This is a genomic window from Caldicellulosiruptor naganoensis, assembly GCF_026914285.1.
GTDB classification, from domain to species: Bacteria; Bacillota; Thermoanaerobacteria; order Caldicellulosiruptorales; family Caldicellulosiruptoraceae; genus Caldicellulosiruptor; species Caldicellulosiruptor naganoensis.
Genome location: NZ_CP113864.1, coordinates 1,178,197 through 1,191,607, shown reverse-complemented (window position 1 = coordinate 1,191,607; position 13,411 = coordinate 1,178,197). Strand labels below are relative to the sequence as shown.

The window sequence follows — 13,411 nt, the reverse complement described above, 5'->3', positions numbered from 1 at the left end:
CTCAATTACCTGCTCCATCTTCAGCATCCTCATTTCCTACTCATAATAAAGTTATATACTATGTCCAAGCGCGTATCATCAAATTCGAAGGTGTCCTTGCCAATTGAAATTAAAAGCTTGTTCCCCACCACACTCATCTTTAAATCTTCGCCATATTTATCTTTGTACATCTTTTTTAAGCTAATCATAAACTGTTTTACATTTTCCTTCCTGTATTCAAATAAAAACTCATCTACTGCATCTACAATGTCATATTCTTTTACTACAACAGGATCACGCAATACCCCTTCTCCTCTAATTTCAACTAAATTAGCCTTTCTATCAACTATAATTTTAAACTCATTTGCTTTTGTTTCGAACATCAGTTCTTTAAAACTTTCAGAGACATTGTAAGTAATCACAGAGAAGAATCTATCAGAAGGATATATTATCCGGGAAATATCAACACAAGCTTCAATGATATTATTAATTAAATAAGCATCCATTTTTTCGGCTAAAGCTGCATCCTTGAATTTTGTTGCAAATTCGTTATAATCTTTATAAGGAATAATAGTGTATTTATCGTTTTCTAACTCCTTTAAATCGTCTACAAAAAAGTAGGCAAAACCTGCGTTTCCATTTTCGATGTCGTATTCTTCAAAGGAGTAGCCCATTATTACAGCGTATCTTTTCATGGCTCTCCCCTCCAATCTAAAAAACATTTCTTATATATTATATACCACTCAAACGCACATTTGTATTAAAAATTTTTTAAAAAATATTTTCGATCTTGAGTAAAGCCATGTCTTTTACATGATTAACATAAAACTTCAAAGTGCTAAGTTCAGACAAAAGTAAATCTTTATTGCCTTGTTCAAGTAGTTCTTTTGTTTTTGCTATCTGCTCTTCTATACTATCTATCTCCTGATGTTCAATCAACACAGCCAACTGCTTTTTATACTTCTTCCATTCTCTAATGGTATCACGAAAGCTTGATTTTGCAAGTGTATAATTGTTATAATCATGTATTCTTGTTAAATTACTTTCAAGTTGTTTCGTAGCTCCAATTATTATGTTAGTAGAGATAACTGTTAAAACAACAATCAAAACTATAAAGCTTATAATAATATACCATACTTTCATTCTATTCTATCTCTCCTTTTCTTGAACAAACCAATTACCCTCAGGGTCGATACATGCAAAAAATACTTTATCAATACTATTAATTCCTCTTTTCTGAATCTCTGATATTATCTGTTCTTTGCTAAGGTTTGTGTATTTTAGTACATCCTCTTTAATTTTTCCATCTACTACGACACTTACAGGAAGTCCCTCGTATTTTGTTTGTATACACAAATCTGCAGGTGTTACAGGCCTTTTTTGTGATTTTGGAAGCACTGAGATATCTCCATCTGTTTCTAATATGGCATACTCAATGTCATGAATATTGAAATATCCTTTAATTCTCAGCTGTTCCATTAAATCATTCAAACTGTATCGTGTCTTTCTGAGAGCATCTTCCAGTATTCTCCCTTTAGCAATTAATATTGTAGGACTTCAACAAACCAATTTTTTCATAAGGTCAGATTTCAATGTACTAAAGGTGATCAAGGTTTGTAAGAACAGTAGTGTCAGAATTGGAATAATTCCATTTAGAAAGTGGAACACCTGTATTTTGCATGGGCACAGCAGCAAGTTCAGAAATCATTATCGTAATTACAAGTTCAAATGGTTGAAGTTCACCCATTTGTCGTTTTCCCATCAGTCTCATCACTAACACAACCAAGACATACAAGATAAGTGTTCTTATAAATACTGTGATAATCAAAAAAATGCTCCCTTCTTTGGAGTATTTCTATTTACTATTTTTCCAAAGAATGAGGCACTTATTCTTATTTTCTTCCAGACAAGTTTTTCAACATTACATCCTTACATAGTTTCTTTGGTCTACAATTACCTACTGAGATTAAATATTTTTTATACATCTTCTTCTTAAAAGTTTCATTCTTTACTTTATTTTTAATTCCTAATAAACATTTATAAAGGTAAAACATCTTTTTGCTACTATTGATGTTATGATAAAAGGAACAATTACCTTTTTCAATAAGTTTCTTTGTCTTTGCTGAATCTATGATAATATTAAAAAGAACATACCCAATCTCTAACATTTTATATTCTAAGGTCAAAAGAAATATGTAAACAAGTGCCATTTCAGCAAAAGAAACTCTGTATGGTTTTGCTTTTTCTATCATTTTTAAAACGTACTCTTTTATTTCTTTTGTAGGAACACCATGCATATTTTGCAGCAGAGAAATAACAAAGGTGTCAAATTCTTCTTTAAGCTGAGTGTAGAAAACATAATCTTTTTCAAAATAAGCAAAGAGACTTATATAAAATTCTAAGATTGAAAACAGTTCTCCAATTCCCGCTGAATTTTCACTAAGGATGATATACGAAAGTCGATCTAAAATTTCAATCAAATCAGATTTTGATTTCTCACTTATCTTTATTTGTTTTTTTGAAAGCATCTCAAAAATTTTTTTCAACTGTTTTACCAAATACAAAACCTGATTAGCTTCCAGTCTTTGAATATTATGAGATATGAGGGTAAAATAATCTGTAATAAGCGTTTCAAAAATATCACTTTTGCTGCTTTGAAATTTGTCAAGCAATATACTCAAAAAATCAATTGTTTTTTTAAACTCTTCTGTCCTCTCAGACAGAAGAGCATTTTCTGTATTTTTGAGTAATATTCCTATTATTTCCTCTAAATAGCTATTATTTTTTTCTTGCTCAATAAGAAGTTGAAAAGATTTTGGATTATCAAGTACAGAAAGTAGCAGTGTTGAATCAAAGAACAGATTTGTCTTTCTAATAAATTCTTTTATGATTAAAAATTGTTCATTAACTCTTTCTACTTCCCCTGCTTTTGCAAAACCATTTAAATCCTTTAGCATTCTAATGAAAAGCTTTTTTGGTTGACTTATTGTATAAAAGATACAAAAATAGATGATTACTACCAAAATATCAACAAATGAAATAATTATATCAAAATTAACTCCTTTAACTATCCACTCTGAAGAATAATCAACTACATTTACTGAGGCAAGCATAAAGGTCGTATGAAGTAAAGACACACCTAAAAAGACTACTAAGATATCATTCCAGCAAAGGCTCAAAATGTAATTTGAAATCTTTGGTGAATATTTAACGCTCAAAAATCTGATTAGTAAGGAAATTGTAATTACTGACGAAAGAAAGATAAATATCTGGTATGATAAGAGCCAGCTCAAAAGTCTATTTGCACTGAACCTGTCATGTGAAAAAACATTAGGTGCTAAATAGTAAAGGGCTACTACAATTAAAATAGAGGAAAGCATTCGCCTTCCTCTAAAAAGCTTTATCTTTGCCATTCTTCTATCATCCTCGCAAATCAAATATGCGTTTCGTTTCTTCTCACTTCGTGGAAGTTCCCGATTCTACACATTCTACACAATATTATTTCAGCAGACACTCCAATTTTATTCTTAAACTCATGAAAAATTAATTCCTTCATTGAAGTGGTGTAAAATTCATCTTCAACTTCAACTTTTAATGTGAGCTTGTCTCGGAAATCCACTCTTTCAATAATAACCTGATACTCACTGCCAACACCCTTAATAGCCTTCAAAAAAGGTGTCTATTTGCGCTAGGAAAATGTTAACACCTTCTACCTTAACCATATCATCGGTTCTGCCAACTATTCTGTCAATTCTCGGATATGTAGAGCCACCTCGGCATACTCCAGTCATCTTGCGTGTAATATCTCTTGTTCTGTACCTTGTAAGAGGAGCACCTTCTTTTTGCAGGATTGTTATAACAAGTTCAACAAACTCACCATCTGGAACCTCTTGGCCTGTTTGTGGTTCAATCACTTCAAAGTAAAGATAGTCATTCAAAATAGTGAAGTCCCTCATGATATTTGCAGTCAATGGCAATACCTGGTTCATAAATTTCTGTAAGACCATATATATCAAACGTTTCTACTCCTAAATACTCTTCAATTGTTCTTCTTTGTTTTTCTCCCCATCTTTCCGAACCAAATATTTCAACCCTCAAGTGAATTTTATCTTTTAGCCCTCTTTTTACTACTTCTTCTGCAAGCAAAAGACCGTATGAGTCGGTATTATCATTGCACCTAAATACTCAGCCCCGAGCTGAAATCCAATTCCTGCTGTCCAAAGCCCATAGCTCGGTGTTACTTGTACCCTGTCAAGTTCGGTAACACCGGCGAAATTGATAACATCTTTTCATCATCTCTTTCCAGTCGTCCACATCTTTTTGTGTATAAGGTATTATTACCGGAAGTCAAGTTGTTCCTGACGATGAGTGAATTCGCATTATCTTTTTTTAATCTGTTGACATAAGTCCTAAAGGATAAGCTTCTCTTACTTCTTCTTTTGTAGTGAAAGGAAGTTTTTTTATATCATCTAGACTTTTAATACCATTTAAATTAATACCAACTCCTTCATATTTTCTTTTGTAGAAATGACTATTTTTGAAAACATTTTCGATTTGTCTTAAAAAAAGTTTTTCTCTTAACTTTCTCATCTCAACTTTCTCTATCTATCTCTTCTCCTCTCTTCTCATCTTTGTGGATTACTTTTATTTTAATATTTTTCATAAACCTTTTCAACCAAAAGTTTATTCATATCAACCATTTTTGGTGGTAACAGTTCACACAATGCTGCCCAAATTTCCTCTTTTTAAAAAGGCAACAGCAAATTTTTGCAAATCAAAGTAAGTATTGCAATGTTTTCTGCTTTTGGTACACCCAGTTCGACTGCTATATTATGTGCATCAAGTTGATATATATATGCTTAAAATGTTTTTCAAAAAACTCCAAAATTTCTTCTTCCTTCACATTCTTCGGACAGAAATTTGCACAAAGACCACATCCAGCGCAAAGTGTTTTGTCTATAAAGACGTTTTGGTTTGCATCCTCACTAATTGCCGGGCAACCTGTAGCCGTAAGACATGCCTTACAATTTATACATTTCTCATTTAGTCTGTAGTAGTAATTATATTTCTCCAAAGCTGCACATTTTCGTCTAAATATAATAACAGAGAGTTCATCTTTTTCTATAAACTGCTTAACTCCTTGAACACACAAATTAAAATTCTCATAAGGATCGATTACCAAAACATCTTTTTACCAATTCCCCTAACCAAATCAGCTGTTCCAACCTTCTTACCATCCTCTCCCGTTACCTTTTGGCCAATACCGGGATATGGCTGAAACCCTGTCATTCCAGTTGTTAGATTGTCTAAGATACAAATTGTGATGTTGTGTTTGTTATATATGCATTCACAAGACCTGTAATGCCACTGTGAAAAAATGTGGAGCCTCCGATAAAAGCAATTATTTTCTTTTTGCTCTCTATAAGTTTTAATCCTTGTGCTATTGTGATACTTGCACCCATACAAAAGCAGGTATGTATTGCTGAAATCGGCTTAGCAAAACCAAGGGTGTAGCAACCTATATCTCCTGTATAGATCACATCTTTACCTTTGCAAGCATTTTTAACTATCAAAAATGAATTTCTATGAGGACATCCTGCACAAAACTGTGACTGGCTTCTTGGTACGTCAGGTACTGTTACAGAGTTTTTTGCACTAAAAGAACTTCTTTTCTTGTAATGTCGAGAATTATTTTCTTTACCTTGTCAACATCAGGTTCTCCAGCAGATGGGACATAACCATTTCGCTTGCCATATGTAGGAATATACATTCTATTTTCAAAAAGCCCAAGTTTTGTCTCCTCTTCAATAACAGGGTCAAGTTCTTCTATAAATATTGGCATTCTTTTCCGTGTAGCAAAATCTAAGATTGTCTTGTCATCCATAGGATGTGCCACAGGTTACTTTTAGAATAGAAAACAAGTCTTCAAATCTTTTTATTGCTTCTTTCACGTAAAAATATGATACTTCTGAATTAGCAATTCCTGTTTCTCCATCTCCTTCAACAATATTCAATCCTTCTAACTCTGATTTCATCTTAGTGAGTTTATCTTCAAGTTCAATGTGTTTTATATAAGAAAGTCCGGGAAGTATCACACACTGAGTTTTTTTTGAAACCTGAAATCTTTTTCTTTTCCCTTTTAAATTCAAATTCCAATGTCTCGTTTGAATGGCAAACACGTGTGGTCATTCTAAAGATAACAGGCAGTTTATACTTTTCTGAAACTTCATATGCCACTTTTACAAGAAAAATGCTTCTTTTGGAGATGAAGGGTCAAAAACGGGCAAGTTGCAAAACCTCGCAAAATTTCTGGTATCCTGTTCTGTCTGAGATGATGAGGACCCGGGTCATCTGCAACAAATACAATCAAACCCACCTTCTATTCCAATAATTGATAGCGAAAGAAGTGGATCTGCGGCAACATTTAGCTCCACCTGTTTCATTGTCACAACACTTCTTGCTCCAGCCAAACTTGCACCCGCTGCAATTTCAAGTGCAACCTTGTCATTGACAGACCACCCAACATAAAAAATCATTATCTGAAAAGTTTTTGAGTGTTTCTATAACTGCTTCATTGCCCATTAAGATTTTTTCATACCTTTTATCACCTTTAAAGATAATGTTTTTTGTCTTTTTTATTATACAGAAATTTTAGTGCGTTGCAAAATGTCTTTTTGAATATTATTAAATAGAATATAAAAGAAGGTGGAAAAAATGAAAGAGGAGCTACAACTCAATAAACGCCGGTTTTTTCATTTTAGAAATATTCTCGAAAATTATATAAGAACCCAACGACATCTCGAAGAGTACAGTGAGTTGTTGACTTTTGAAAAAATTCAACAAATAATTCAAAAGCAAATAAGAAGAGAGGAACAAATAAACAATATTCAAAAAGCAATTTTGAAAGAACATGATAAAGAAACCGAAGTAAGGAATCTTGTAAAAAATTTTCTGTACACTGAAGGATATTTGCAACACTATATAGAAAAACTACCAAAATATATTTTAAACAACATTTTGAGACGTCAGTATTATAGAAAGATTCAGCTTGAGAATTTAATTAAAAAAGCTGACGATGAAGAATAAAAAGATCTTTTAAAGAATAACAACCAAGAGAATTATAAAAACTAATCATAGAAAATCTAAAAAGGAGTTGAAAGTAAAATGAAGGCAACAGGAATTGTAAGACGCATTGACGATTTGGGTCGAGTGGTTATTCCAAAAGAAATAAGAAGAACTCTTAAAATTAGAGAAGGTGACCCGCTTGAGATATATACAGATAACGAAGGTGAGGTCATCTTAAAGAAGTACTCACCAATTGGAGAGATGGGAGCATTTGCAAAAGAGTATGCAGAAACTCTCCATCAAGTAAGTGGACACATTGTAATTATAACGGATAGAGATAGAGTAATTGCTGTGGCAGGTGCCTCAAAAAAAGATTATATGGAAAAACCATTGAGCCAAGAACTTGAAAGAATTATGGAGGAAAATACTATTGTGTTTGTAAAATCTGAAAATGACATGAGTAGCGTGCCTATTGTTGAAGGAGACAACACAAGATATACTGCTCAAATTGTAAGTCCAATTTTGTCTGAAGGCACTGTGATTGGAAGTGTTATAATGTGTTCAACCGAATCAAATGTGAAAATGGGAGATTCAGAATACAAGCTTGTTCAAGCTGCAACATCATTCTTTGGAAAACAGCTTGAACAATAGTGGTTTTAAACAAATTTTTATTTTTTGGCTGTAGGTTTTTATGCCTACAGTTTTTTTTAATGTAATAATAGAGTATAATAGACAATGTGGCATTTATATCAGTTTTTAAAAAAATCCTAAGAATTTCAAAGGTAATAAATTAATCGGTTGGGGGTCATTAAATGTTTGGATTAACCTCTGATTTGACATCAGACAAGTCGTTGCAAAGAAGTCTTAATTTCGTCATTCTCGGAATTACTTTCGGAATTGTATTTTTCAATGTCACAATGGGTTCACCAGTTGCTGGCTTTGCCAAAGTTATTGGTTTTGGAGATTTAATGTATGGGATTATGCTGGCACTACCCGTTTTAGGAGGAGTTGCTCAGGTCTTTGCGTCATACATATTAGAAAAATCAAAAAAGAGAAAATCTATATTCCTGATAAGCGGTTTTTTACATAGGCTTCCGTGGGCTTTAATAGCAATTTTACCGCTTTTTTTAGGCAAAGGGTCTTATACATTGCTATTCTTATTGGTTGGGCTTATGACAATCTCTTCTATTTCAAACTCATTTACTAATGTATCTTTTTGGTCCTGGATGAATGATTTAATACCAGAACACATTAGGGGACGGTTTTTTTCAAGAAGGGCAACTATATCAACAATTATTGGAATGTTAAGCGGTCTTGGAATTGGAAAATTTTTGGACTCCCATAACACTTTAGCGGGTTTTTCGATTGTGTTTGTGTTTGCTGCAATAATGGGAATGCTGGACATTAGTTGTTTCTTTTTTGTAAAGGATCTGCCAATGAAAAATGAAGAAACTCAATTAGATTTAAAAAAGATGTTTTTATCTACACTCAATAACAACTATTTTAGAAAGTTCATGGTATTCTTTGTAATATGGAATTTTGGGCTTAATATTGCAGGTCCCTATTTTAACATGTACATGATAAAGGACCTGAAAATGAGCTACTTTGACATAATATTACTCACTCAGATTGTCAGCAACGTCGTTACAATTTTGACTTTGCCATACGTCGGAAGAATAGTCGATAAAATTGGAAATAGGCCTATGCTTCTTTTGTCAACAGGGCTTATATCTTTCCTTCCCATAATATGGTGTTTTACTAATGTAAACAATTACAAGTTTTTGGTCACAATTATTAGTATATTTGCAGGACTTTTATGGCCGATAACTGACATGGGAAATAACAATCTCATTTTGAAGTTGTCTGGCCAAAGTCAAACATCCATGTACGTTGCTGTCATCAATTTGTTCAACGCCATATTTGGAAGTGCTATTCCTATTATATTGGGAGGATATCTCATTGAAAACATAGCACCATTTGCAGTTGTTTTTCTGAAAAACCATTTAGGAATAAATATCGTCTCATATCATATAGCCTTTTTTCTATCAGGCTTAATTAGATTTTTTGCTGTGATTTACTTGAAAAAGAATGTGAAAGAACCTGGAGCAAAGAGCCTCAAAAATGTGATAATCAACAAGATAAAAAGAAGCTAAAAATACAAACAAAGATGCCCACTTTTTAAAACTGGGCATCTTTGTTTGCAGGAGTATAAATATGCGACCAGGTCTGTAAGCCGAGTTCTGTCGAGAACGGCTATTTCTCTGTGGGTCTGATGTTGCCATCAGACCTCATGCGACCAACCCGGGAACGCAGCGGGCCACTGCATTGTTCCCCTATTTGGTCTTGCTCCGGGTGGGGTTTGCACAGCCAGTTAGTCGCCTAACTGCTGGTGAGCTCTTACCTCACCTTTTCACCCTTACCACCCACCAAAACAGCAGGTGGCGGTTCTTTTCTGTTGCACTTTCCTTGGAGTCGCCTCCACCGGGTGTTACCCGGCACCCTGCCCTGTGGAGCTCGGACTTTCCTCACAAGGTGAAAGTATCTTCACCTTGCGCAGCCGTTCGACCTGCTCGCAGTATATTATTATAATCTCTCTGCATTTTATGTCAACTGCTATTTCTCCCTGTTTACCAAATAATTTGTAAGCTCAATTAGAAGTCCTGTTTTATCGTATTTCTCTATTATCTTAATAGCTTTTTGTGAAAAACTCTGAACATATTCTTGAGCTTTTTCAACACCATAGTAAGTCACAAACGTATTCTTCTTCTCTATTATGTCCTTTCCTGTGCTTTTACCTATTTTCTCACTATTACCTATTAAGTCTAAGACATCATCTCTAATCTGAAAGGCAAGACCTAAGTTTTTCCCATATTCTTCAAAATCTGATATTACCTCTTGAGGTGCTCCTGCAACATAAGCGCCACATACACAAGAGGCCTGAATTAGCTTAGAAGTCTTTTTAAGATGCATCTCATAAAGCAAGGTTTCATCTTCAATTTTTTTACCAGAGTTTATTACATCTATAACCTGTCCACCTATCATACCTTCTGTTCCTGAAGCCTTGAAAAGATATCTCGCCGCCTCGATAAAGTTAATATGTGCATTGTTTTTGAGTATCCACTCAAGGCAAACCTCTGCTGCCTTGTTCAGAAGCGCATCTCCAGCAAGGATAGCTATTGCTTCACCAAACACAACATGGTTTGTTGGCTTTCCTCGGCGCAAAATATCATTATCCATTGCAGGCAGGTCATCGTGAATCAAAGAGTATGTGTGAATCAGCTCTATTGCACAGGCTATGTCAAGTATCTTCTCATCAACTTCTTTGCCACTTAAAATCTCATAAGTAAGCAAACACAAAATTGGTCTTAGCCTTTTCCCGCCTGCAAAAACACTATATCTCATTGCTTCATATATAACTTCTGGAGAATTCTTTTCAAGCAGCCTGTCAAGATGCTTGTCTACCTTTTCTTGAGCATATTTCAAATACTCTATTAAACTATTAGTATTCATTCTTTTTGTCCTAAGCCTCCATATATATCATTTGTTATATCATCTTCAACATACTCACCGTTTAACTTTTCAATCAGAACAACTCTCTTTTCCACCGAACGCAGAATTTCATTACATAACTTTGAAAGCTTTATACCTTCCTCATAAAGTTCTATCGCTTCATCCAAAGATAAATTCCCTTCTTCTAAACTCTTTACAATTTCTTCCAAACGTTTCATTGCATCTTCGAATTTTATATCATTTCTTGGATCTGCACTCACCTATTCATCCACTCCTTCTTGAATCCAAAACACTCTTGACTTGATAATCCCGTCTGCAATATGCGTTACTATTTCATCACCTACATTTATCTGTTTTACACTTGTGATTACTTTTGAATTATGTATTGTAACCGAATACCCTCTCTTTAGAATATTAAGTGGATTCAATGCAATCAATTTTTCCAATTTAAGCTGCAACTCGAACTCTTTCGTTTTCCAAAAACTTTCAAAGGCTGCGTTTAGCCTTTTTTGTAATATTTCATAATGGTTTTTGGCATTTGTAAATCTAACATAAGGATTCAAGTCTGATAATCTCTTTTCTAAAACTCTTAGAGTACTTGATACATTGTGCAATTTTTTACTAAGCAAAAACGTAAGTTTGCCAGAAAGCAAATTTACATCCTGCGCAAATTTAGTAACTTTATTTGAAGGTGAATTTTGATATAGTCTATAAACTTTGAGTTTCAAATTTTCTGCACTTGACTCTATTTTTTTTAAAATTGATTTTTTCATCCTTTGTTGATATTCATCTAACTTTTCCATAGCCTTGTTTTGAAACCCGACAACAATCTCTCCTGCATTCGTCGGAGTTATAGCACGAAGGTCAGCAACAAAATCTGTCAAGACATAATCCCTCTCATGTCCTACCGCGGAGATTACAGGTATTTTTGACTCAAATATCTTTCTTACTACCATCTCATCATTAAAAGCCATTAAATCCTCAAAAGCACCACCGCCACGCCCAACAATTATAACTTCTACTGGCAAGATAGTGTTAAAATAATCTATTCCCTCACATATCTCGTAAGGAGCGTTTTGGCCTTGCACCGAACAGTTGAATATATAAACTTCTATATTTTCAAATTTAGAATAGATAGTGTTGAGAATATCTCTTACAGCTGCACCATTTTTTGAAGTAACAATGCCTATCTTTTTTGGATATCGAGGAATTTCTTTTTTATGTTTTTGGTCAAAAAGCCCTTCTTGCCTCAGTCTTTCCTCAAGTTGTTTGAGTTTTACAAACAGCTCACCAAGACCAATATCGGTAATTTCACTTACCTTTACCTCAATTATTCCCTCTTTCTCATAAAAGATGACACTACCCTTGATTAAAACCTTTGCTCCATGTCTTACCTCAACCTTTCTGTCAAACCAAAAATATACACACTTTACTTTTGCATCGTATTCTAAATCTTTAAGTTCAAAATACAAATGCTCACCTGATAAAGAAGGTTTAATGACCTCTCCTTTAAGGTATATATTCTTAAGTAGTACGTCCATTTCAACCTTTTTTCTCAGATAACTGGTAAGCTCATAGACACTCCATTCTTTTTTAGCCACAATATTATCAAACAACATCTTTTTACTCTCTTTTCACCTCATTTGCAGCAATACTACCAAGGATACCATTTACAAAACTTGGTGCTTTTTCTACACCAAAGATACTCGAAAGGTCCACAGCTTCATCTATTGCAACAGATATTGGAATCTCTTTTTCAAACAAAAGCTCATATACTGCAATTCGCATAAGTTCGAGTTCCACCATTGGAATTCTATTCAAAGGCCAATCTTTAGAATACTTTTCAATAAGACTGTCTATCAGCGTTTGATTTTGAACAACTCCTATCAAAAGCCTTTTTAAATACTCCTCATCTATCTCTTTAAAATTTTCATCTGGGCTTAATTCTTTGAATTTGTTTAGAAACTGAATGATATCGCCTTCATTGTTTTGAAATCTATATGCATATAATATCTTCATACAAAGCTCTCTTGTTTTTCGTCTTTTATGCATTGTTCTCCTCTTCCATCCCCTTTTTTACCATGGTAAATGTTTGTCTAAAAACTCTATTAACTTCTTCTTTTCAAAATAGCGACCACCAATGAATACACCCAGTGCTATGCATAAGAATATAAACAATGTCCTCCAAAAACCAAAAATTAAAACAAATATAGCAAAAATGAGACCTATACTTCCCCCAACTACCTCACCTACATGCTTTAAAACAAATTCCCATATTAATTTCATATCAACACCCCTACCTCAGATGAGTAATTGAAGTTTGAGGGGCAACCATATCTTTTACATGCAAATTCACACTTTTAACCGGAATACCTATCGCAGTCTCAACATGATTCTTTATAGCATTTTGAACCTCTTTTGTCAACTCAGGTATATTTACATCACTTACAACAAGGGCATCAATATGGTATTCAACACCATTTTCATCAAAGTCTATTTCAATTACTGCATCTTTTATTCCTTTTATATCTTTTATAGCGCTATATCCAGCTGATTCAAATGTCTTTGGTGATATGACAAGATTGCCAAGTTCATTTGCGTGAATTATACCAAGCCTTACTTTTTTCTTCTTAACTCCAGTAAACATTACAGCAAAGCCCATTATTATAATCAAAAGCGGTATAAGCCCATAAATAGGGTTGTTCACATATTCATAAACTGCACTTTGAACGCTATCGACGCTAAACACACCGAGAGGCAAAAGGATAGCAAAAACAGAAGCTACAATTACTACTAATGTAAATATTGTTAATAATATTCTCTCCCCAATCTTCATTTGTATTCTCCTCCCTACAAA

The 13,411-nt window shown here is 33.8% G+C and carries 12 protein-coding genes, 1 other RNA gene and 3 pseudogenes; 3 read left to right on the top strand and 13 right to left on the bottom strand.

Annotated features, from left to right (window positions below; translation table 11 throughout):
* Window positions 1-29: 29 nt before the first annotated feature.
* From OTJ99_RS05835 to OTJ99_RS13140, 6 genes and pseudogenes are all read right to left on the bottom strand, one after another.
* The gene (locus tag OTJ99_RS05835) at window positions 30-674 is read right to left on the bottom strand and encodes a hypothetical protein (RefSeq protein ID WP_045164891.1); all 645 of its coding nucleotides are present in this window, start codon (window positions 672-674) and stop codon (window positions 30-32) included.
* A 76-nt stretch (window positions 675-750) separates the two neighbouring features.
* Window positions 751-1,122, bottom strand: coding sequence for a DUF4363 family protein (locus tag OTJ99_RS05830; protein ID WP_045164892.1), 372 nt, complete (start codon window positions 1,120-1,122; stop codon window positions 751-753).
* A 6-nt stretch (window positions 1,123-1,128) separates the two neighbouring features.
* Window positions 1,129-1,807: pseudogene (locus tag OTJ99_RS13045) on the bottom strand (DUF421 domain-containing protein).
* A 64-nt stretch (window positions 1,808-1,871) separates the two neighbouring features.
* The gene (locus OTJ99_RS05815) at window positions 1,872-3,392 is read right to left on the bottom strand and encodes a hypothetical protein (protein WP_157841344.1); all 1,521 of its coding nucleotides are present in this window, start codon (window positions 3,390-3,392) and stop codon (window positions 1,872-1,874) included.
* Between the two features lie 7 nt (window positions 3,393-3,399).
* Window positions 3,400-4,584, bottom strand: a pseudogene (locus tag OTJ99_RS13040) (phenylacetate--CoA ligase family protein).
* A gap of 220 nt (window positions 4,585-4,804) precedes the next feature.
* Window positions 4,805-6,561 (bottom strand): annotated as a pseudogene (locus OTJ99_RS13140) (thiamine pyrophosphate-dependent enzyme).
* Between the two features lie 132 nt (window positions 6,562-6,693).
* Between OTJ99_RS13140 and OTJ99_RS05765 the strand changes: the two are divergent.
* The 3 genes from OTJ99_RS05765 to OTJ99_RS05755 all read left to right on the top strand — a co-directional run bounded on the left by OTJ99_RS05765 (window position 6,694) and on the right by OTJ99_RS05755 (window position 9,197).
* On the top strand, window positions 6,694-7,065 hold the full coding sequence (locus OTJ99_RS05765) for a hypothetical protein (protein WP_045164896.1): 372 nt from the start codon (window positions 6,694-6,696) through the stop codon (window positions 7,063-7,065).
* Window positions 7,066-7,143: 78 nt separating this feature from the next.
* Window positions 7,144-7,695, top strand: coding sequence for a stage V sporulation protein T (gene spoVT / locus OTJ99_RS05760; RefSeq protein WP_045164897.1), 552 nt, complete (start codon window positions 7,144-7,146; stop codon window positions 7,693-7,695).
* A 161-nt stretch (window positions 7,696-7,856) separates the two neighbouring features.
* Window positions 7,857-9,197 (top strand): MFS transporter, encoded by a 1,341-nt coding sequence (locus tag OTJ99_RS05755; protein WP_045164898.1) that lies wholly within the window; start codon window positions 7,857-7,859, stop codon window positions 9,195-9,197.
* A gap of 60 nt (window positions 9,198-9,257) precedes the next feature.
* Here the strand turns inward: OTJ99_RS05755 and rnpB are convergent.
* From rnpB to amaP, 7 genes are all read right to left on the bottom strand, one after another.
* An RNA gene (gene rnpB / locus OTJ99_RS05750) (RNase P RNA component class A) lies at window positions 9,258-9,617 on the bottom strand.
* Between the two features lie 40 nt (window positions 9,618-9,657).
* On the bottom strand, window positions 9,658-10,554 hold the full coding sequence (locus OTJ99_RS05745; protein ID WP_045164899.1) for a polyprenyl synthetase family protein: 897 nt from the start codon (window positions 10,552-10,554) through the stop codon (window positions 9,658-9,660).
* A complete protein-coding gene (gene xseB, locus OTJ99_RS05740) occupies window positions 10,551-10,814 on the bottom strand; it encodes an exodeoxyribonuclease VII small subunit (RefSeq protein WP_108720932.1) in 264 nt (87 codons plus the stop codon). The genes OTJ99_RS05745 and xseB overlap by 4 nt, the downstream gene beginning before the upstream one ends.
* On the bottom strand, window positions 10,815-12,173 hold the full coding sequence (gene xseA / locus OTJ99_RS05735; RefSeq protein ID WP_045164900.1) for an exodeoxyribonuclease VII large subunit: 1,359 nt from the start codon (window positions 12,171-12,173) through the stop codon (window positions 10,815-10,817).
* A gap of 4 nt (window positions 12,174-12,177) precedes the next feature.
* The gene (nusB, locus tag OTJ99_RS05730) at window positions 12,178-12,606 is read right to left on the bottom strand and encodes a transcription antitermination factor NusB (RefSeq protein ID WP_083943500.1); all 429 of its coding nucleotides are present in this window, start codon (window positions 12,604-12,606) and stop codon (window positions 12,178-12,180) included.
* Between the two features lie 24 nt (window positions 12,607-12,630).
* Window positions 12,631-12,840, bottom strand: a complete 210-nt coding sequence (locus OTJ99_RS05725) for a DUF2273 domain-containing protein (protein WP_045164901.1) — start codon at window positions 12,838-12,840, stop codon at window positions 12,631-12,633.
* A gap of 10 nt (window positions 12,841-12,850) precedes the next feature.
* Entirely contained in the window at window positions 12,851-13,390 is a 540-nt protein-coding gene (amaP, locus tag OTJ99_RS05720; RefSeq protein WP_045164902.1) for an alkaline shock response membrane anchor protein AmaP, read from the bottom strand.
* Window positions 13,391-13,411: the final 21 nt, after the last annotated feature.

What these genes read in the sequence shown, in the direction of transcription:
- xseA (WP_045164900.1), bottom strand. Translation starts at nt 12,173, where the DNA reads ATGTTGTTTGATAATATTGTGGCTAAAAAAGAATGGAGTGTCTATGAG.
- spoVT (WP_045164897.1), top strand. Translation starts at nt 7,144, where the DNA reads ATGAAGGCAACAGGAATTGTAAGACGCATTGACGATTTGGGTCGAGTG.
- OTJ99_RS05755 (WP_045164898.1), top strand. Translation starts at nt 7,857, where the DNA reads ATGTTTGGATTAACCTCTGATTTGACATCAGACAAGTCGTTGCAAAGA.
- OTJ99_RS05725 (WP_045164901.1), bottom strand. Translation starts at nt 12,840, where the DNA reads ATGAAATTAATATGGGAATTTGTTTTAAAGCATGTAGGTGAGGTAGTT.
- amaP (WP_045164902.1), bottom strand. Translation starts at nt 13,390, where the DNA reads ATGAAGATTGGGGAGAGAATATTATTAACAATATTTACATTAGTAGTA.
- OTJ99_RS05815 (WP_157841344.1), bottom strand. Translation starts at nt 3,392, where the DNA reads ATGGCAAAGATAAAGCTTTTTAGAGGAAGGCGAATGCTTTCCTCTATT.
- OTJ99_RS05835 (WP_045164891.1), bottom strand. Translation starts at nt 674, where the DNA reads ATGAAAAGATACGCTGTAATAATGGGCTACTCCTTTGAAGAATACGAC.
- OTJ99_RS05745 (WP_045164899.1), bottom strand. Translation starts at nt 10,554, where the DNA reads ATGAATACTAATAGTTTAATAGAGTATTTGAAATATGCTCAAGAAAAG.
- OTJ99_RS05830 (WP_045164892.1), bottom strand. Translation starts at nt 1,122, where the DNA reads ATGAAAGTATGGTATATTATTATAAGCTTTATAGTTTTGATTGTTGTT.
- OTJ99_RS05765 (WP_045164896.1), top strand. Translation starts at nt 6,694, where the DNA reads ATGAAAGAGGAGCTACAACTCAATAAACGCCGGTTTTTTCATTTTAGA.
- nusB (WP_083943500.1), bottom strand. Translation starts at nt 12,606, where the DNA reads ATGCATAAAAGACGAAAAACAAGAGAGCTTTGTATGAAGATATTATAT.